Source organism: Pseudomonas sp. HLG18, assembly GCF_051903985.1.
GTDB lineage: Bacteria > Pseudomonadota > Gammaproteobacteria > Pseudomonadales > Pseudomonadaceae > Aquipseudomonas > Aquipseudomonas fluorescens_BT.
Map to the genome: position 1 here is coordinate 6265912 of NZ_CP195831.1, position 18874 is coordinate 6284785.

General features: G+C 61.6%; 15 protein-coding genes. 6 read left to right on the top strand and 9 right to left on the bottom strand.

Annotated elements, in window-relative coordinates; genetic code table 11:
- Positions 1 to 153 precede the first annotated feature (153 nt).
- Positions 154 to 1122: a LysR family transcriptional regulator gene (locus ACSPX5_RS28655; protein ID WP_085711718.1), complete on the bottom strand. Its 969-nt coding sequence runs from the start codon at positions 1120 to 1122 to the stop codon at positions 154 to 156.
- 182 nt (positions 1123 to 1304) lie between these two features.
- Here ACSPX5_RS28655 and ACSPX5_RS28660 point away from each other — a divergent pair, with 182 nt between their 5' ends.
- The 4 genes from ACSPX5_RS28660 to ACSPX5_RS28675 all read left to right on the top strand — a co-directional run bounded on the left by ACSPX5_RS28660 (position 1305) and on the right by ACSPX5_RS28675 (position 6207).
- Entirely contained in the window at positions 1305 to 2804 is a 1500-nt protein-coding gene (locus ACSPX5_RS28660; protein ID WP_439820717.1) for an efflux transporter outer membrane subunit, read from the top strand.
- A gap of 139 nt (positions 2805 to 2943) precedes the next feature.
- Complete coding sequence (locus tag ACSPX5_RS28665) at positions 2944 to 5136, top strand: FUSC family protein (RefSeq protein WP_439820718.1); 2193 nt, start codon at positions 2944 to 2946, stop codon at positions 5134 to 5136.
- On the top strand, positions 5126 to 5326 hold the full coding sequence (locus ACSPX5_RS28670; protein ID WP_003221811.1) for a DUF1656 domain-containing protein: 201 nt from the start codon (positions 5126 to 5128) through the stop codon (positions 5324 to 5326). Before ACSPX5_RS28665 ends, ACSPX5_RS28670 begins: the two co-directional genes overlap by 11 nt.
- Positions 5327 to 5343: 17 nt before the next feature.
- Positions 5344 to 6207, top strand: coding sequence for an efflux RND transporter periplasmic adaptor subunit (locus tag ACSPX5_RS28675; RefSeq protein ID WP_085746982.1), 864 nt, complete (start codon positions 5344 to 5346; stop codon positions 6205 to 6207).
- Positions 6208 to 6250: 43 nt separating this feature from the next.
- On the opposite strand, the gene ACSPX5_RS28680 is transcribed toward ACSPX5_RS28675, so the two are convergent.
- Together ACSPX5_RS28680 and ACSPX5_RS28685 are read right to left on the bottom strand one after the other, a co-directional pair.
- Positions 6251 to 6649, bottom strand: coding sequence for a DUF4440 domain-containing protein (locus tag ACSPX5_RS28680; protein ID WP_439820719.1), 399 nt, complete (start codon positions 6647 to 6649; stop codon positions 6251 to 6253).
- Positions 6646 to 8016, bottom strand: a complete 1371-nt coding sequence (locus ACSPX5_RS28685; protein WP_439820720.1) for an MFS transporter — start codon at positions 8014 to 8016, stop codon at positions 6646 to 6648. The genes ACSPX5_RS28680 and ACSPX5_RS28685 overlap by 4 nt, the downstream gene beginning before the upstream one ends.
- Positions 8017 to 8125: 109 nt before the next feature.
- Here ACSPX5_RS28685 and ACSPX5_RS28690 point away from each other — a divergent pair, with 109 nt between their 5' ends.
- A complete protein-coding gene (locus ACSPX5_RS28690) occupies positions 8126 to 9007 on the top strand; it encodes a LysR family transcriptional regulator (RefSeq protein WP_207865317.1) in 882 nt (293 codons plus the stop codon).
- A 100-nt stretch (positions 9008 to 9107) separates the two neighbouring features.
- Here ACSPX5_RS28690 and ACSPX5_RS28695 read toward each other — a convergent pair whose 3' ends face one another.
- Together ACSPX5_RS28695 and ACSPX5_RS28700 are read right to left on the bottom strand one after the other, a co-directional pair.
- Positions 9108 to 9932 carry an SDR family oxidoreductase gene (locus ACSPX5_RS28695; RefSeq protein WP_439820721.1) on the bottom strand — a complete coding sequence of 275 codons (825 nt, stop codon included), beginning with the start codon at positions 9930 to 9932 and terminating at the stop codon, positions 9108 to 9110.
- A gap of 35 nt (positions 9933 to 9967) precedes the next feature.
- Positions 9968 to 10432 carry a multidrug transporter gene (locus ACSPX5_RS28700; RefSeq protein ID WP_169428948.1) on the bottom strand — a complete coding sequence of 155 codons (465 nt, stop codon included), beginning with the start codon at positions 10430 to 10432 and terminating at the stop codon, positions 9968 to 9970.
- 183 nt (positions 10433 to 10615) lie between these two features.
- Between ACSPX5_RS28700 and ACSPX5_RS28705 the strand changes: the two genes are divergently transcribed.
- Complete coding sequence (locus tag ACSPX5_RS28705; RefSeq protein WP_439820722.1) at positions 10616 to 13435, top strand: RHS repeat-associated core domain-containing protein; 2820 nt, start codon at positions 10616 to 10618, stop codon at positions 13433 to 13435.
- A 76-nt stretch (positions 13436 to 13511) separates the two neighbouring features.
- Here the strand turns inward: ACSPX5_RS28705 and ACSPX5_RS28710 are convergent, their stop codons facing one another.
- The 4 genes from ACSPX5_RS28710 to ACSPX5_RS28725 all read right to left on the bottom strand — a co-directional run bounded on the left by ACSPX5_RS28710 (position 13512) and on the right by ACSPX5_RS28725 (position 18541).
- Positions 13512 to 14963, bottom strand: coding sequence for a mannose-1-phosphate guanylyltransferase/mannose-6-phosphate isomerase (locus ACSPX5_RS28710; RefSeq protein WP_169428949.1), 1452 nt, complete (start codon positions 14961 to 14963; stop codon positions 13512 to 13514).
- A gap of 155 nt (positions 14964 to 15118) precedes the next feature.
- Entirely contained in the window at positions 15119 to 15775 is a 657-nt protein-coding gene (locus ACSPX5_RS28715; RefSeq protein WP_085608134.1) for an alginate O-acetyltransferase AlgF, read from the bottom strand.
- A gap of 14 nt (positions 15776 to 15789) precedes the next feature.
- A complete protein-coding gene (locus ACSPX5_RS28720; protein ID WP_439820723.1) occupies positions 15790 to 16965 on the bottom strand; it encodes an alginate O-acetyltransferase in 1176 nt (391 codons plus the stop codon).
- Positions 16966 to 16975: 10 nt separating this feature from the next.
- A complete protein-coding gene (locus ACSPX5_RS28725) occupies positions 16976 to 18541 on the bottom strand; it encodes an MBOAT family O-acyltransferase (RefSeq protein ID WP_439820724.1) in 1566 nt (521 codons plus the stop codon).
- Positions 18542 to 18874 lie beyond the last annotated feature (333 nt).

An 18874-nucleotide genomic window follows, 5' to 3' on the forward strand; every position in this document is an offset into this window, starting at 1 on the left:
AGGCCATCTCCTTCGCGATGAGCAATGTGTCTATTTAAAAGTGTCCACCATGTCTCCGAACACCTGTCCACCATGTATCCGGTACATACAGGGAGAGGGCTAGGGTGAGGGGTTGGCGGCCTCCCCAGCACCCCATTTTTCAGACCGGCCAACTCAATTCGCCACCCGAACCCCCGCCAGACTCCCACTCATCTCATAAGCCGCCAACTCCGCCTGATGCCCCGCCAATATCTCCGGCAGCGACCCACGCAAGTACTCGACCCAGGTCTTGATCTTCGCATCCAGGTACTGCCGCGACGGATAGATCGCATACAGGTTCAGTTCCTGCGAACGGTAGTTCGGCATGACCCGCACCAGCGAGCCATTGCGCAAGCCTTCAATCGCGGCATACACGGGCAATACACCGACACCCATCCCACTGGTGATCGCGGTTTTCATCGCGTCGGCGGAGTTCACCAGGAAGGGCGAGCTGTTGATGGTGACCATTTCCTGGCCTTCAGGGCCGTCGAAAGCCCATTTTTCCAAGGGGATCACCGGGCTCACCAGGCGCAGGCAGGCGTGGTTCAGCAGGTCACTGGGTTTTTGTGCGCAGCCGTTGGCTTTCACATAGGCCGGGGAGGCGCAGACGATGCTGTAGGTGATGCCCAGGCGTTGCGAAACGAAACCCGAATCCGGCAGTTCGCGGGCCAGGACGATGGACACGTCGTAGCCTTCGTCGAGCAGGTCCGGCACGCGGTTGGCCATGGTCAGGTCGAAGGTCACGTCCGGGTGGGTCTTGCGATAGCGGGCGATGGCGTCGATCACGAAGTGCTGGCCGATGCCGGTCATGGTGTGCACTTTCAATTGTCCGGCCGGGCGGGCGTGGGCTTCGCTGGCTTCGGCTTCGGCCTCTTCGACGTAGGCGAGGATCTGCTCGCAGCGCAGCAGGTAGCGCTTGCCGGCTTCGGTGAGAGCGATGCGCCGGGTCGTGCGGTTCAGCAGGCGGGTTTGCAGGTGGGCCTCAAGGTTGGAGACCGCGCGCGAGACGTTGGCAGTGGTGGTGTCGAGTTGCACGGCGGCGGCGGTGAAGCTGCCCGCTTCGGCCACACAACTGAAGGCGCGCATGTTTTGCAAAGTGTCCATGGGGTGCTCTCAAGGGAGATGGCAAATTGTGACACGAAGTTTCAGGGGCTGAGACCCCCGACCAAGGGATTATCTCGTTAACCGTAACAAAGATTCGCAGAAAACCCAGCTTATCGCCGTTCAGGGCGCCCCCTAGAATTGCGCACACCTCGAAACATCCCCCACCTCAGGAATTCGCAGCAGTGCCGCGTCGCATCAACAGAGCGCTTTTATCGCTCAGTGTTCTGGCTATTTCGTTAGGTCTCAGCGGCTGCATCGGAACCGGAGGCATTGCCCCGCAGGGCAAGGCTCTGGAGGCCAATGAACTGGCCACCGACGAGGCCATCGCCCACGCCGCCCGTGACGCAAACTGGCCCACCGCCCAATGGTGGCAGGCCTATGGCGACCCGCAACTCAACCGCTGGATCGACCTTGCCCTGCAAGGCAGCCCGACGATGGCGATGGCCGCCGCGCGAGTGCGTCAGGCGAGATCCATGGCCGGTGTCGCCGAAGCCGCCGAGTCGTTGCAGATCAATGGCGAGTCGACCCTCAAGCGCCACAACTGGCCGACCGACCAGTTCTACGGTCCCGGTGAGCTGGCCAACAGCACCACCTGGGACAACAACGCCGCGCTGGGTTTCAGTTACGCCCTCGACCTCTGGGGCCGTGAAAGCAACAGCACCGAGCGTGCCGTCGATCTGGCGCACATGAGCGCTGCCGAGGCGCGCCAGGCGCAGCTGGAATTGCAGAACAACATCGTGCGCGCCTACATCGAGTTGTCGTTGCACTATGCCCAGCGCGATATCGTCGCGGCGACGCTCAAACAGCAACAGCAGATTCTCGAGCTGGCACAGAAACGTCTGGACGGCGGGATCGGCACCCACTTCGAAGTCAGCCAGGCCGAAACCCCGCTGCCGGAAACCCATCGGCAACTGGATGCGCTGGACGAAGAAATCTCCCTGAGCCGCAACCAGATCGCTGCACTGGCCGGCAAAGGGCCGGGCGCCGGCGCGCAGTTGCAGCGGCCGACCCTGTCCCTCGGTGCGGCGCTGAAGTTGCCGTCGGCACTGCCTGCCGAACTGCTCGGCCAGCGTCCGGACGTGGTCGCCAGTCGCTGGCAAGTGGCGGCGCAGGCTCGCGGGATCGATGTGGCGCATGCCGGGTTCTACCCCAACGTCGATCTGGTCGGCAGCCTCGGCTACATGGCCACCGGTGGCGGGGCGCTGGAGTTTCTGACCGGCAAGAAGCTCAACTACAACGTCGGGCCGGCGATCTCGCTGCCGATCTTTGACGGTGGGCGACTGCGTGCCGAACTCGGTGAAGCGTCAGCTGGTTATGACATCGCCGTGGCGCATTACAACCAGACCCTGGTCAATGCGCTGAAGAACATCTCGGATCAGTTGATCCGCCGCGAGTCGATGGACAAGCAGCAGACGTTCGCCGCCGAATCGGTGGCTACGGCGCAGAAAACTTACGACATCGCGATGATCGCCTACCAGCGCGGGCTCACCGATTACCTCAACGTGCTCAATGCGCAGACCCTGCTGTTCAAGCAGCAGCAAGTGCAGCAGCAGGTGCAGGCGGCGCGCTTGAGTGCCCATGCGGAACTGGTGACGGCATTGGGCGGCGGCCTTGGCGCGGGTAAAGACGTCCCGACTTTTGAGCAGACCGCCGCACCGAAAACCCCGGCCCTCCTGCGTTGAACACACAACTCCTGTGGGAGCGGGCTTGCTCGCGAAGAGGGAGTGTCAGACAGCCCATTTGTTGTCTGACACAGCGCATTCGCGAGCAAGCCCGCTCCCACAGTTTCTCCGGTTCGACTGACTTTTTGAGCAAGACCAAATGACTCACCTGCCCGCACCTTTGCGCTGGCTCTACTCTCTGGAATGGCGCCGGGGTTTCTTCGACTGGGCACGCAGCGACGGCGTGACCTGGGTCTACATCTTCAAGGTGTTGATCGCCGCATTCCTGACCCTGTGGCTGGCGATGCGCCTGGAACTGCCGCAACCGCGCACGGCGATGATCACCGTGTTCATCGTCATGCAGCCGCAGAGCGGTCAGGTATTCGCCAAGAGTTTCTATCGCTTCCTCGGCACTCTGGCCGGATCGGCGATGATGGTCACGCTGATTTCCTTGTTCGCCCAGAACACTGAACTGTTCCTCGGCTCGCTGGCGATCTGGGTCGGGATCTGCTCGGCCGGCGCCGCTCGTTGCCGCAACTTCCGCGCCTACGGTTTTGTGCTGGCCGGGTACACCGCCGCGATGGTCGGCCTGCCGGCACTGGCGCATCCTGACGGCGCGTTCATGGCGGCGGTGTGGCGGGTGCTGGAAATCTCGTTGGGGATTCTCTGCTCAACCCTGGTCAGCGCCGCGATCCTGCCGCAAACCGCCAGCGCAGCCATGCGCAACGCCTTGTATCAGCGCTTCGGTGTGTTCGCGTTGTTCGTCACCGACGGCTTGCGCGGGCGCAGCAAACCGGAGGCGTTCGAGGCCAGCAACGTGCGCTTCATCGCCGAAGCGGTGGGGCTGGAAGGGCTGCGCAGCGTGACCGTGTTCGAAGACCCGCACATGCGTCGCCGTAACGGTCGGCTCAGTCGCCTGAACAGCGAATTCATGGGTATCACCACCCGTTTCAACGCCTTGCATCAGTTGCTCGAACGCCTGCGCCGCAACGGTGCCGACCATGTGGAAGCAGCGATCAAACCGGGTCTGCAGGATCTGGCCGAAGTGCTCGACGGCTTCAGCGGCCGCGCCCTGACCAGCCCGGATGCGGCGCGTCTGGTGACGGTGCTGACGGCTTACAAGGAAGGGTTGCCGGCGCGGGTGCGCAGTCTGCGGGCGGCCTTCCAGGAGAGCGATCCGAGCGACGCCGAGCTGCTGGATTTCCACACCGCTTACGAATTGCTCTATCGCTTCGTCGATGACCTGCACGGTTATGCACAGACCCACGCCTCGCTGGCCGATCACAGCCACGAGCGCGAACGCTGGGACGAACCGTTCACCCCGCAAACCAGTTGGTGGGCGGCCGCGGCTTCAGGGATTCGAGCCGCGTTTATCCTCGTCGTACTCGGCAGTTACTGGGTCGCCACCGCGTGGCCGAGTGGCGCGACCATGACCCTGATCGCCGCTGCCACCGTGGGCCTGTCCGCCGCCACGCCGAACCCGAAACGCATGGCGTTCCAGATGGCCTGCGGCACATTCCTCGGGGCGTTGATCGGCTTCGTCGAGATGTTTTTCATCTTCCCGTGGATCGATGGTTTCCCGTTGCTGTGTGTGATGCTCGCACCGGTGATCGTGCTCGGCTCGTTCCTCGCTTCGCGACCGCAATACGCCGGTGTCGGTCTCGGTCTGCTGATCTTCTTCAGCACCGGTTCGGTGCCGGACAATCTGACGATCTACAACCCGTACACCTTCATCAACGACTACATCGCCATGGTCATGGGCATGCTGGTCTGCGCGGCGGCGGGCGCGATCATTCTGCCGCCGAACAGCCGCTGGTTGTGGCGACGCCTGGAGCAGGATCTGCGCGGGCAAGTGGTGTACGCGATCAGCGGCAAACTCAAGGGCCTGGCGTCGAGTTTCGAAAGCCGTACCCGCGACTTGATGCATCAGGCTTACGGCCTGGCGGCCGGTCAGCCGCAGGTGCAGAAAAACCTGCTGCGCTGGATGTTCGTGGTGCTGGAAGTCGGTCACGCGATCATCGAGTTGCGCAAGGAGCAGGCGATCCTGCCGGTGCACCCGGCGTATGCCGAATCGCAACCGTGGCGGCAGGCAATCCGGGTCATGGGGCGCTCGCTGGTGCGGCTGTTCCTGCAACCGAATTCAAGCAATCTGGAGCGCGCCCTGGTCGCCGTCGATCACGCGATCAGCCGGGTCGCCGCTACCGATGAACCGTTCGCGCCGCACTTCGATACTTCGGCGCTGCGGCGGGTGAAAAGCTACCTGCACTTCATCCGCACCTCGTTGCTCGATCCGCAATCGCCACTCGCCGCCTATGCCATCGCCAAGCCCGAAGGACTTGCCCATGCCTCGTGAAATCGCCTTCCACGGCGTGTACATGCCGACCATGACCCTGATGTTTTTCGTCGCCGCGGCACTGGCCTGGGCGCTGGACCGGTTCCTTTCGGGGTTCGATCTGTACCGCTTCTTCTGGCACCCGGCGCTGCTGCGCCTGAGCCTGTTTACCTGTCTGTTCGGCGCGATGGCGCTGACCGTCTACCGTTGAGTCTGAGAATTGTCCCGATGAAAAAGTTTTTCAGCCTGCTCGCGACCCTGCTGGTGCTGGCCCTGGCGTTGTGGATCGGCCGTACGTTGTGGGAGCACTACATGAACACCCCGTGGACCCGCGACGGCCGGGTGCGCGCCGACATCATCAACGTCGCCGCCGACGTCACCGGTGAAGTGGTGGACGTGCCGGTACGTGACAACCAGTTGGTGAAAAAAGGTGATCTGCTGATGCAGATCGACCCCGAACACTATCGCCTGGCGGTGAAACAGGCGCAGTCGCTGGTGGCTTCGCGCAAGGCCACGTGGGAGATGCGCAAGGTCAACGCTCACCGCCGCGCTGACCTCGACAACCTGGTGATCTCCAAGGAAAACCGCGACGACGCGAGCAACATCGCCGACTCCGCGCTGGCCGATTACCAACAGGCCCAGGCGCAACTGGAAGCCGCCGAACTCAACCTCAAACGCACCGAAGTGCGGGCGGCGGTGGACGGCTACGTGACCAACCTCAATGTCCATCGCGGCGACTACGCCCGTATCGGCGAAGCGAAAATGGCCGTGGTCGACATGAACTCGTTCTGGGTCTACGGCTTCTTCGAAGAAACCAAACTGCCCCACGTGCGCGTCGGCGACAAAGCCGACATGCAACTGATGAGCGGCGAAGTCCTCAAGGGCCACGTGGAGAGCATTTCCCGCGGCATCTACGACCGCGACAACCCGGAAAGCCGCGAGCTGATCGCCGATGTGAACCCGACCTTCAATTGGGTGCGCCTGGCGCAACGGGTACCGGTGCGGATTCACATCGATGAAGTGCCGGAGGGTGTGCTGCTGGCGGCGGGGATTACCTGCACGGTGGTGGTGAAGCAGGACGCTGCCGAGTAATCCTTTGGCGAGGGAGCAGGCTCCCTCGCCATAACCGACGGTGTCAGTCCTGGCAAAACGTTTCGTGCAGATGCCGCCAGATCACCCGTCCGGATTCGGTTTTTTCAAACACCACAGTTGAACGTCGATCCGTGTGCAATCCGCTCGCATCGGTCTGCTGTTCGCGATAACTCACCGTCGCGCCGCGTTCATGCAAAGCAATCCCGCGAAGCTCGTCGAGCTCGATCCTGAACCCGCTCTTCTTGCCGCCCACCGTTTGAAACAGCGCACGCAAGGCCTCGAAATCCAGCACGCGCCCCAGCGGCGTCACCATGGAAAAGCGTGGCGAAAAACGCGCCAGCAATCGTTCAAGCGTTGCCTTTTCTTCCTCCACGGCAAACCATCGTTCGATGGCCTCATGGGCCCGGATCACTTCGTCAAAATAGTCGGTGTAGTCAGTCATGTGGATTTTTCCTGAAGGTGAGGTGAGCGCAGAAGGGCTAGCACTTTTGTCGAGTCGAAACGCAGTACGGCGGCCATCGGCAACAGCGTGAGCAGTGCAGCGGCGAGAAAGCAGTACTTGAATCCGTTGGCGCCCAAGGCACCCAGCAATGAACTGAGCAGCGCTGCGCCGAGGCAGAAACCGAGCTGGCGGTTGATGTTCCACAGAGCGCTGGAGTGACCCATTTTTTCCGGCGTGATGCCGACAAATGCCAGGGTCTGCGCGGTGACGCTGCACAGACTGCCGCCCAATCCCATCAGGGCATAGGCGAGGACCAACGGGCCGCTGGCGGGTTGATCGATCTGCATCAGCACGACGATGCCAAGGCATTGCAGCAGCATGCCGACAATCAGCAACGGCCTGGGACCGGTCCGGTTGAAGCTGCGTTTGCCAAGCATGATCGCCACGCCCGAGGCCGCCGCCCAGGCCAGCATCAGCGCCCCGGTTTGCGCTGCACCGAAACCGAGGTCGTGCAGATACAACACGGCAATCATGTTGGTGCCGGTAAAGATGCCGGGCACAAACAGATAGATCAGCATCGCCAGGCGCAATGACGGGTTCTTGATCAATTGCAGATCAAGGACTGCACCCGGTTTGTTCCAGCCATCTCGCAGGTAGATCCACAAGGTGATGACGCTGAGCAGCAGGACACCGCCCGCGAGATGTCGGGTTGCGGGTGCACTCGCCAGACTCACGGCAATCAACAACAGACTCAGCGCGGAAACGGCCAGCAGCAGGCCGCGAGCGTCCAGTGTCGGGCGTTCACTCCCTGTCTGATCCGCTTTCAACCAGAGCAGGCCCAGACCGAAAGCGAAAAGTGCCACCGGCATGTTCAGGTAGAAAATCCAGCGCCACGACAACGTCTCGACGATCAAACCACCCGCCGCCGGCGACAGGGCCGGCACCATCAACGCCACCAGCAAAACCACACCGGTGAAGTGCGCGCGTTGTGTCGCCGGAAACTCTCGATAGGCCAAGGCCTGACCGACCGGAAGCAGCAACCCGCCACCCAGTCCTTGCAGCAGTCGCCAGCCGATCAGGCTTTCAATCGAGCTCGCCTGAGCGATGAGTCCGGAGGCGATCCCGAACAGCAAAAGCGAACCGAGGATCAGCCGCCGCTCGCCCACCCGTGCAGCCAGCCACACGCTCAACGGAATGATCAGCGTCAGCCCGAGCATGTAGGCGTTGGTGATCCAGGCCAGTTGCGTTACCGAGGCGTGCAGCTGTGCAGCAATGTCCGGGTAGGCAATGCTGGCGGCGAACATGTTCAGCAGGTCGAGGGCGAACCCCAACAGATACACCAGCGCGACTTTCGAGCGATAGGCCATGGCAGCTTTCCTGTGATGAGGCGTGCAGGGTAGTGCGCTGGTGGCAATAGAAATACGCTGGTTTGGCTGCTAGTTTGTCAAAATTATTTTGACAGGGAGCGCTGTGAACATGGTCAGCCTGGATCGATTCGATACCTTCAAGGCCGTGGTCGAGGCCGGCTCGCTGACCGCCGCTGCCGACACGCTGGGGCAAACGCGGGCGGTGGTGAGCTTCAACCTCAAGCGCTTGGAAGAAGAGTTGGGCGTCACCTTGCTCACCCGCAACACCCGGCAACTGGCCCTCACCGATGCCGGCGAACGTTTTTATCGGCGCTGCCTGCGCACGCTGGACGAAGCGCGGCTTGCGATCGAGGAAGCACGTTCAGAGCACTCGCAGCTCAAGGGCACCCTGCGCATCACCACGACCGTGGAGTTCGCGCTGGCTCAGGTGGTGCCGGCGCTGGAAGTGTTTCGTCAGCAGCAGCCGCAACTGAACATTCACTTGTCCACATCTTCGACCCATGCCGATCTGATCTCCGAACGCTTTGACATGGCGATCCGCCTGGGCCGCATGCACGACTCCAATCTGCGGGCAGTGCAGTTGTCGACGTTCGAGGTATTTGCCGTGGCGGCGCCGGGGCTGGTCGAGCGATTTGTGCCGGTCGATACGCTGGCGGTGCTGGAGTCGATGCCGACGCTGGGACATGGGCGAGTGCCGGAAATGACGGTCAGCGACCCGGCCGGCACCGAGCATATCTATCAGCCAAAACCGGGAACCACCGCCATCGTCGCCGACAACTCGGCGACCCTGCGTGCCTTTGCACTGACCGGGCAAGGCGTGGCGATTTTGCCGCAATGGCTGATTCAGGAAGACCTCGACGCCGGGCGATTACAGCGCTTGTTGCCGGATTACCGCTTCGCCCAGCAAGGCGTTTACGCGCTGTACCCGGACACCCGGCACCTGCCATTGAAGGTGCGGGCGTTCATTGATTTCATGAAGGGCTGGGGCTGAGTGTTGGCTGGCCTGGCCTCTTCGCGAGCAAGCCCGCCCCCACATTTGGAATGCATTCCCCTGTGGGAGCGGGCTTGCTCGCGAAAGCGTCAACTCGGTCTCAGAGCTTTGCGCGCAAGCCGAAGCGCTTCATCAACGTCGACTCCAGCAACCCTTTCGGCAGCAGGGTCGCCAGCAACGGCAATGCCCGGCTGCCATTGCCGATGCGGATCAGTCGCGGTGGCTTGCTCTGCTGCACAGCCTTGAGCAACTCGGCGGCGAAGTCGCTGGCCGGGGTCGGTTTGTCCTGCGAGGCCTTGGCCCGCGCCCGAATGCCTTCGCGTAACGGAAACCACGGCGATTGTTCGTTGATCAGTTGTTCGGCCTCATGGCCGGCATTCTTGGCGAAGCTCGATTGAATCGCCCCCGGCTGCACTTCCATCACGCGAATGCCGAATGGCGCCAGCTCCATGCGCAACGCATCGCTCAACGCATGCACCGCCGCTTTCGACGCGCAATAGGCGCCGGCAAATGGCGTGACCAGCACCCCGGAAACACTGCCGACATTCACCACCAGACCCTTGGCCCGGCGCAGCACCGGGAACAGCGCACGGGTCACGCCGACAATCGAAAACACGTTGGTTTCGAACTGGCGCTGCATGGCCGCAACACCGCCGTCGAGCAGCGGGCCCATGGCGCCGTAACCGGCATTGTTGATCAGCACGTCGAGTCCGCCGTGTTGCTGGTTGATCCGCTCGGCGAGTTGTTCCAGCGCTGCGTTGTCATTGACGTCGAGCTGCACCGCCGTGAACCCGGCCGCGCTTAGCGCCGCGACATCTTCAGCCTTGCGTGCACTGGCCCAGACCTCGTACCCGGCGCTTTTGAAGGCATCGGCGAGCGCGCGGCCGATGCCGCTGGAACAACCGGTAATCAACGCAACGGGCATGGCGCATTCCTTGTGCAAAAGTGTGGGGGAGGGGATCAGTCGGAGAAACTACCCTGCAATCGCTCGGCGCGAAACTCCAGGGTTTGCGGGCGATAACCGGGTCGCAGCGGTGGCAGCGGCAAACAGTCTTCCCAATTGCCGCCGGCCTGCAATTCGCCTGGGCCGCGATAGCGTGGGGCGGCGTATTGATTGTCGGCCAGGTTCACGGTGTCGCCCGGCGCGTACGCTGCGATGCGCCAGCGCAGTTCAGTCAGCGGCACGTCGTTGCCGTTGTTCATCTTGAGCAGCAGCGGCCGGTCGGCAGGGCATTGTTCGGGGGCATAGACGATGCGCAGTTCAAGGCGCGCCAGTTGCTTGACCTCGCGGTTGTCCAGCCACACCACCCACATCGCCACCAGCCCGAGGCCCACAGCGGCAGCCATCGACACCGGCAAGGCCTTGGCCGGGTAGCGCAACAGCAGGATCAGCCAGGTGATGACCAGCAAGACGCCGATGAACATGTTCGAACGCTCCTTGAACTCGTGATGACCATCCTACCGAAGGGGCGCCGGAATGGACATTCACGGATTGAGCGAAGGTGCCGTTGGTCGGAACTGTAATTTCTGACAGTGGCCGAACGAGCGCTGAGCTTGCTCAGATGCCCGAGGCAGAAAGACATGCCGGTCGCGCGGGGAGCGCGCTCCATGAGTTTGCACATCAATACGCCGAGGATGTCTGCAGTCGACCCGCGCGGTCTGACGGTCCGCACGGTCGACTATTGTCGGGTCATCGAGGGCGGCCCGGTCGAGCCACGGATCAACCGCGTCCTTCATGACCTCGCGGGGCGTGCGTTGAAGCAGTGGGATCCGCGGCTTTGGCTGTCACAGACCGGTGACCCGCTGACACCGGCCAACCTGGCGCAGGTGTTTGTTCTGGACGCCACGGCGATTCGTTCGGACAGCGTCGATGCCGGCACGCAAATCGAGCTCAAGGGACTCGCCGCGCAAACGGTGTTCAGTTGGGACAGCCGCCAGACTCGCCGCCAGATCGAACACGATGACCTGCTGCGACCGGTCGCTATGTTCGAACAAGGGGCAAGCGAGCCTCGGCGTTGTGTCGAGCGCATGACCTACGGTCGTCCCGGCAGTGGGGATCAGTCGCGAAACCAGTACGGTCAGCTGATTCGTCATGACCATCCGGCGGGCAGCGTACTGTTCAACGGGTTTGCAATCAGCGGTCAGTGTACCGAAGACACCCGCCATTTCTCTCTGGATCCGCTGACACCCGACTGGCCGGAGCTGGAAGCGGATCGTCTGCGGCTGCTGGAACCCGGCGCCGGTGCGACATCGCGGTGGCGCCATGGTGCGCTTGGCGATGTACTGGAGCAGACGGACGCCCGAGACAACCGACATACATTCGCGCTGACCGCCGATGGCCGCTTGCGCGAGCGCCGCTTGCAGTTGAGGGGTGAGCCTGAACAGATCCTGATCAGCGATATTCACTACAACGCTTATGGCAGTATCGAGCAGGAAACCGCTGGCAACGGTGTGCAGACCACCCGCGTATATCGACCCGAAGACGGTCGCCTGATGGTCCGTCGGGACGAAGACACTCACGGTGGAGTGCTGCAACACTTGCATTATGGATACGACAGGACTGGCAATGTCCTGAGTATCGAAGACAAGGCGCTGCCGATCCGTTACTTCGCCAACCAGCGCATCGAGCCGGTCAGCCGCTTTGTCTATGACAGTCTTTATCAGTTGATCATGGCGTCCGGCTGGGAAGCCGGGAGTGCCAGTCAGGGCCCACATTCGATGGGGCGCGTCGATCCGGCGGCTGTCAGTAACTATCAGCAGACTTACGATTATGATCCCTCTGGCAACCTGCGCAGGCTGACTCATGCAGGCGCACAAAGTCATGGGCGCAAACTGCAACCGGCGAGTTACAGCAACCGCGCTCTGCCTTATGACGACGCACCTCCCGACGACGCTCAAATCGAAGCCGCATACGACCGCAGAGGCAACCTGTTGCAGCTGGAACCGGGGCGGATACTGAACTGGAACCTGCGTAACCAACTGCAATCGGTCAGCCCGGTGGAGCGTGCCTCCCGGCTCAACGACCAAGAGGTCTATCTCTACGCGTCTGGCAGTCAACGAGTACGCAAGATCCGCTCATTACGAACCAACGCCCGCACCCTGGTTTCCGATGTGCGCTATTTACCTGGACTGGAATTGCGCACCGACAACGGCACCGGCGAACGGTTGCAGGTCATCATTGCCGACAACGCTCAAGTACAGCACTGGGAAAGCCCGCCACCTTCGGGAATCAACAATCGGTATCGATACCAACATGTCGATCATCTGGGTTCGGTCTGTCTGGAAACCGCCGCTGACGGTGCGACGATCAACCGCGAAAGGTTTCACCCTTTCGGTACCAGCGCATGGCGGGACGGCGAATTCAGCTGCAAATTCGTTCGTTACTCGGGCAAGGAGCGCGATGCCTCCGGGCTCGACTACTTTGGTCTGCGTTACTACATCCCATGGCTGCAACGCTGGTCCAGTGCGGACCCTGCCGGTCATGGCGACGGTGCCAACCTCTACCGAATGGTTCGCAACAATCCGCTCACCTTCACCGATGACGAGGGGGCGGTCACGCGTAGAAGGCTGGCCAACGGATTGTGGCAACCTGTTATCGCGACGGGGGCTGATCGAATGATGGCCGGGGCTCTGGAGGTGAAAAGCGGCGCACCTCGGCGCGGAGTGCCCGCTACAGGCAGCTCTGGCAACATCCGAAAGGCGCTGGAGGTTGGTGAGCTGGGCAGGATTGAAGTCAGTACCCAACTGCTGGACCCCGCTCCCGGACGTTACTCGAACGAAACCGTCGCGCAGTTGAGCCGCCGTAACGGTGGCGCAGAGTTTATTTTCAGTGTGGATCGCATGACTTATTCCGGTGCTGGCAGTGGGGAATTCAATGCTTTGCGGATCGTCGATATTCCCAATGGCGAGATCCCTGACCAGAACAACGCGGTATCCGGTTATTGGGCGCCTCAGGGTGGTTATGTCGATATTCCGCTGCATCCGACAGGCACTCAGCCGGACTATGTATTTACCCCCGGTTTCAGCGGTTGCTCACTGACGGTGGATCAACTCAACGACAACGTGCTTCGTGTCCGGCATGTGGAAGGCGGAAAGGAAAATGCCCAATACAACGATCTCTCCGAAGGCCACGGAATGGGGCAGGCCGCCGCCATGGAATATCAGGATTACGGTTATGCACCGGATGATCAGGGCCGTCAGGAAAACCTCACGACCGGTTTCGCTTTCATGAAGTACGACCGCAAGCAGCAGCAATGGAACATCCATTACCAGACCATTCAAGGCTCCAGCGGAATCGAGCGTTACAGCCCTGGCAGCACCGGCTTTTTCAAGAAAACCAATGCATCGGTTTCGGTTTATCCACAGACACGTATCAGGAAAACCATGAGCCGGGCAGTCATTCCGAGTGACAGGCGCAAGACGGGCTGAAAAAAAGCCCCCGCCCAACCCGCTGCGGATAGGGGACGCAGCGGGCTGGACGGGGGCTTTTTGTTTTGCGCAACGCTTACTGCGCGATGGTTTTCACCGACACGCCGCGTTCGATCGGGGTCGAGCGACCGTAGATGTCTTCGAAGCGCTCGATATCGTCTTCGCCCAGGTACGAGCCCGACTGCACTTCGATGATTTCCAGCGGGATCTTGCCCGGGTTGCGCAGGCGATGCACCGAGGCGATCGGGATGTAGGTCGACTGGTTTTCAGTGAGCAGGAACACGTTCTCGTCGCAGGTCACTTCGGCAGTGCCGCTGACCACGATCCAGTGTTCGGCGCGGTGGTGGTGCATCTGCAGCGACAGGCATGCGCCCGGCTTGACCGAGATGTGCTTGACCTGGAAGCGCCCGCCCATGTCCACCGAGTCGTAGGAGCCCCACGGACGGTAGACTTCGCAGTGGTTCTGGGTTTCGCTGCGGCCCTGCTCGTTGAGCGTGTTGACCATCTGCTTGACGCCCTGAACCTTGTCCTTGTGGGCGATCATCATGGCGTCCTTGGTTTCGACCACCACGATGTTCTCCAGGCCGATCACCGATACCAGTTTGCCGTTGCCGTGGATCATGCAGTTCTTGCTGTCCTGGATCACCACATCGCCCTTGCTGACGTTGCCATTGGCGTCCTTCTCGTTGACTTCCCACAGCGACGACCAGCAGCCGACATCGCTCCAGCCGGCGGTCAGCGGCACCACGCAGGCGCGCTGGGTCTTTTCCATCACGGAGTAGTCGATGGAGTTGTCCGGGCAGCAGGCGAAGGTGGCTTCGTCCAGTGTGACGGTGTCGGCATCCTGCTGGCTGCGCTCGAGGGTCAGCAGGCAGGTGTCGTAGATGTCCGGATCGTGCTTTTTCAGCTCTTCGAGGAAGCGGCTGGCGCGGAACAGGAACATGCCGCTGTTCCAGTAGTAACCGCCGGACTCGACGAACTCGGTAGCGCGTTTGACGTCGGGTTTTTCCACGAAGTGCGAGACGCGGCTCACGCCTTCGGGCAGCAGCGAATCACCGGTGGACTTGATGTAGCCGTAACCGGTTTCCGGTTTGGTGGCCGGCACGCCGAACAGCACCATTTCGCCATTTTCAGCGGCGACGGTGGCCAGGGCGAGGGCGCGTTGCAGGGCTTTCTGGTCTTCGAGGACGTGGTCGGCCGGCAGTACCAGCATCAGTTCGTCGCGACCTTCATTGACCAGCATCATCGCGGTCAGCGCCACGGCCGGTGCGGTGTTGCGGCCGAACGGTTCCATCAGGATGCGCTGGCATTCCAGATTGCGGCTGGCCAACTGCTCGTTGACGATGAAGCGGTGATCCTTGTTGCAGACCACGATCGGGGTGTCCATGCCTTCGAACACCAGACGCTCGAGGGTTTGCTGGAACAGCGTGTGTTCGCCGGTCAGGGCGAGGAACTGCTTGGGAAACTGCTTGCGCGAAAGCGGCCAAAGACGTGAACCGCTACCACCTGACAAGATCACCGGAATCATATTGTTTACTCCATAAAATCGATTTGTTTGGGCTTTTGTGGGAGGGGGCTTGCTCCCGAAGGCGGTGTTTCAGTGACATCAATGTTGAATGTCAGACCGCTTTCGCGAGCAAGCCCGCTCCCACAGGGGGAACTGCGTCAGTTCAGGAAAATTTGTTAGCGGGTCGACACCGGGCGTTTCACCCAGACTGGCGACAGGTTGCTGCCGTTGCCGGTGACGTACAGCACCGCAGCTTCACCGCGCTCCAGGGCGACCGGCTTCACATCGCCGACTTTCTTGTCGCCCTCGTACAGCGCCAGGCTGACTTTCACCGGGTTGATTTCACGCTCGCCACGGCCCTTGGCGGCCACGTTCGGCACCACGTCGGTCTTGCCGTCGGCGGTCTTCAGGGTCAGCGGCTTGTCGCTGAGGTTCTGCACGCGCACCAGGGATTTCTGCTTGTTCTTGAACGGCGGTTCTTCGATCAGTTGCGGTGCGCCGGACGCGTTGTTGACCAGGGTGTAGTAGTGGTCACCGGCGAGTTTGACCGGCAGGGTCTGGCTGCCGACCTTGGCGCTGTAGTCACCACCCGGCATGAAGCTGAAGTCGCTGCTGGCCAGCGGTGCGACGTCGCTCAGGTTGGTGCTGCCGACAGTGGCGCTGACTTCAGCGTTGCTGGCGTTGTAGACCCGTACGAAGGTCGAGCCTTTCGGTGCGGTCGGGCCGTACAGCGCGGCGTCACCACCGGCAAAGGCCTGGACCGACAGCACGCTCAGACCCGCGACCAGAGCGAAGCGTTTAGCGAGACGACGAGGAGTTGTAGTGAAAGTCATGGTGGACCTCTCTTTCAGTTTTGCGCCCGATCGGGCGTCTCGGATTTAGTGTTTACAGCTACGTTTTGTTGGCGCGCGCCGGCTTGTTTAAGCTCTGCGACCCACTGCGGGTCGGCGTCGCCGATTTCGTTGTTCACAGGCAGATATCGTTCAGGAAACTCCCAGATCAGCACCTGTGGCGGGCTGTTCTTGAAGTCATCGCTTTTCAGGTAGCTGAGCATCGGCAGGATCGGGCCGTGGCCGTCTTCGGCGTAGTTGACGACGTCGCTGTGCAGCGCTTGCTTGAGCGCACCGACGAAGTTCCAGTTGGGGTTGGCGCTGTAGCTGGTGCCGATCAGCGCGACCGGCACTTCGCTGTTGGCGAACAGCGCGTCGTCACCGGCAGGCTGCTCGGTGGCGGCCACGGTATTGCGCTTTTGCAGCGGCTCTTTGGCCGGCATCAGGTTTTCGAACAGCGGGTCCAGCGGCAGGAACAGGCGCAGGTCGCCCTTGTGCGTGACCTTCTCCGCCGGCGTGGTGACGAAACGCTGCGGCTCGCCGCTGAGCGGAAACTTGTCGGCGATAGTTTTGGCCAGGGTGTTGGCGGCGATTTCCGCGCCTTCCGGGGTCCAGTGGGTGTCGGTGCGCAGGAACACTTGCTGACCGTTCTGCTTGGCCGCTTGCAGCGGGCCGAGCAGGTCGGGGGCGAGGATCTTGTCCGCCGCGACACGGGCGTGGAAGTCCTGATAGAGGTTGGCGTGGATGCTCGCCGGTTTCACTTCACCCAGGTGTTCCGGGTACAGGCGAACCTTGGCCGGCACGATCGCCATCACCAGTTTCACGCCTTTCTCTTTCAGGGTCTGGCGCACGCCTTCGACCAGCGCGTAGTTGCCTTGCAGGTTCAGCTCTTCGTTGACGATCGGGTTGAATTCCTCATCGCTGTACAACCACTGATCGCGACCGAGCACCACGCCCGGACGACCTTCGTTGAACAGTTTGAAATCCAGCGCGGCCCAGAGGTTGGTGCCCAGTCGCTTGATCGGGAATTCATCGTCGTAGTGGGTTTCCACGGCTTTGGTCCAGCGGCCGTTGAGCACCGTCGCGTCGGCGTTGGTACTGAAGCCGAAGAAGCTGCGCACCGACCACAGACCGAGCACCAGCAGGGTCACCAGAAACAGTGCGACATAGAAGATGCGTAATGAGCGGGTCATGTCAGATCCCTCAGAACTGGAAGTAAAGGAACGGCGAGAAGCTTTGCGCCGAGAGTTTGAGAATCGAGGCGATGAACAGCAGCAGGATCAGCCCGCGCATCACGTAGCGCGACCAGTCCGCCGTCCAGTACGCCGGTTGCACCTGGGCTTCGACGCCGACGGTGTAGCCAGGCTCGTGGATGCTTGCCGGGTTTTCGCCAGGCGCTGCCTTGATCAGGCCCGGTTGCGCACCGGCAGGGCCGTCGCTTTCGACGTTGACCGCAGGTTTGGTCTTCACCGGTGGCTGGTTGGTGTACAGATCACGCAGACCGAAGAACGCCAGGGTCACGTAAGCCACCACCAGAGTCGCCACTTGCAGGCCGGTCAGGCTGGCGCGGTTGAGTTCCGAGAGCGACCAGTCGCCGAAACTGAACATCGCGCCATACATGCGGCCGGCGACGTGCAGGTTCTCGGCGCGGAAGATCACCCAGCCCATGACGACCAACAGGAAGGTCAGCGCCCAGCGGATCGGGTTGAGGCTGCGCGGCGAGGTGTTGAGGCCGAGCATTTTTTCGATCGCCAGCCACATGCCGTGCCAGGCACCCCAGACGATGTAGGTGATGTTCGCGCCGTGCCACAGACCACCGAGCAGCATGGTCAGGAACAGGTTGCGATAGGTCATCAGCGTGCCTTTGCGGTTGCCGCCGAGGGTGATGTAGAGGTAGTCACGCAGCCAGGTCGACAGGCTGATGTGCCAGCGGCGCCAGAACTCGGTGATCGACTGGCTGATGTACGGCTGCTTGAAGTTTTCCATGAAGCGGAAACCCATCATCAGGCCCAGGCCGATGGCCATGTCGCTGTAACCGGAGAAGTCGAAATACAGCTGCGCGGTGTACGCCAGCGCACCGAGCCAGGCATCGCCCGTGGTCGGGTGTTGCAGGGCGAAGCAATGGTCGGCGACCACGGCCAGGGTGTCGGCGATGAAGACCTTTTTGATGAAACCCTGCATGAACCGCGTGCAGCCCTCGGAGAATTTGTCGAGGGTGTGGGTGCGGTTGTTGAACTGGTCGGCCAGGTCACGAAAGCGCAGCACGGGACCTGCGATCAGGTGCGGGAAGATCGCCACGAACGCCGCGAAGTCGATCAGGTTGCGGGTGGCCGGGGTGTCGCCGCGATAGACGTCGATGATGTAGCTGATCGACTCGAAGATGTAGAACGAGATACCGATCGGCAGCAGCACATGGGTCAGGATGAACGGCTCGAGACCGAACGAGGTCATGATCGCGTTGATGCTGTCCACGCCGAAGTTGGCGTACTTGAAGTAGCCGAGGATGCACAGGTCCACCGCCACGCCGAGCAACAGCCAGCGCTGGGCCGGTTTGCTGCGCACGCCGGCGGCACCGACTTTCAGGCCGATCCAGTAGTTCCACAGGGTGACGCCGGCGAACAGCGCCAGGAAGTCCACCCGCCACCACGCATAGAACACGTAGCTGGCGATCAACAGCAGCAGGTTGCGATAGCGTTGCCCGCTCAGGTAGTACAAGCCGAGAAAGATCGGCAAGAACAGAAACAGGAACACGTTGGATGAAAATACCATCCCGATCTCTCCATGTTTGAACCAACAGTCAAGGGCCAAAGCCCCCCCAAACCCCCCGTGGTGTTGGAGGGGTGAAACGGTGTTTCTTCGAAGGTTGTGGGTGGCCTTGCGACCGTAGCCCTCACCCCCCGCCCTCTCCCGGAGGGAGAGGGAGCCTGATCTCGGTTGTTGCCAAAATTGAGATCGGCTCGGTCTTTCCTATTGCAGCCAATGGCCCCTTGTTTCGATCGCTTTCAAAACCTGAGAACCACTCGGTAGCTCAGGTCGGCGGATCTCTCAAAAGCACCTCGGTCAGTCCCCTCTCCCTCCGGGCGGTCCGACGTTTCGGGAGGG

Coding starts and splice junctions, on each gene's coding strand:
- ACSPX5_RS28655 (WP_085711718.1), bottom strand. CDS start 1,122: ATGGACACTTTGCAAAACATGCGCGCCTTCAGTTGTGTGGCCGAAGCG.
- ACSPX5_RS28665 (WP_439820718.1), top strand. CDS start 2,944: ATGACTCACCTGCCCGCACCTTTGCGCTGGCTCTACTCTCTGGAATGG.
- ACSPX5_RS28670 (WP_003221811.1), top strand. CDS start 5,126: ATGCCTCGTGAAATCGCCTTCCACGGCGTGTACATGCCGACCATGACC.
- ACSPX5_RS28675 (WP_085746982.1), top strand. CDS start 5,344: ATGAAAAAGTTTTTCAGCCTGCTCGCGACCCTGCTGGTGCTGGCCCTG.
- ACSPX5_RS28680 (WP_439820719.1), bottom strand. CDS start 6,649: ATGACTGACTACACCGACTATTTTGACGAAGTGATCCGGGCCCATGAG.
- ACSPX5_RS28685 (WP_439820720.1), bottom strand. CDS start 8,016: ATGGCCTATCGCTCGAAAGTCGCGCTGGTGTATCTGTTGGGGTTCGCC.
- ACSPX5_RS28690 (WP_207865317.1), top strand. CDS start 8,126: ATGGTCAGCCTGGATCGATTCGATACCTTCAAGGCCGTGGTCGAGGCC.
- ACSPX5_RS28695 (WP_439820721.1), bottom strand. CDS start 9,932: ATGCCCGTTGCGTTGATTACCGGTTGTTCCAGCGGCATCGGCCGCGCG.
- ACSPX5_RS28700 (WP_169428948.1), bottom strand. CDS start 10,432: ATGTTCATCGGCGTCTTGCTGGTCATCACCTGGCTGATCCTGCTGTTG.
- ACSPX5_RS28705 (WP_439820722.1), top strand. CDS start 10,616: ATGAGTTTGCACATCAATACGCCGAGGATGTCTGCAGTCGACCCGCGC.
- ACSPX5_RS28710 (WP_169428949.1), bottom strand. CDS start 14,963: ATGATTCCGGTGATCTTGTCAGGTGGTAGCGGTTCACGTCTTTGGCCG.
- ACSPX5_RS28715 (WP_085608134.1), bottom strand. CDS start 15,775: ATGACTTTCACTACAACTCCTCGTCGTCTCGCTAAACGCTTCGCTCTG.
- ACSPX5_RS28720 (WP_439820723.1), bottom strand. CDS start 16,965: ATGACCCGCTCATTACGCATCTTCTATGTCGCACTGTTTCTGGTGACC.
- ACSPX5_RS28725 (WP_439820724.1), bottom strand. CDS start 18,541: ATGGTATTTTCATCCAACGTGTTCCTGTTTCTGTTCTTGCCGATCTTT.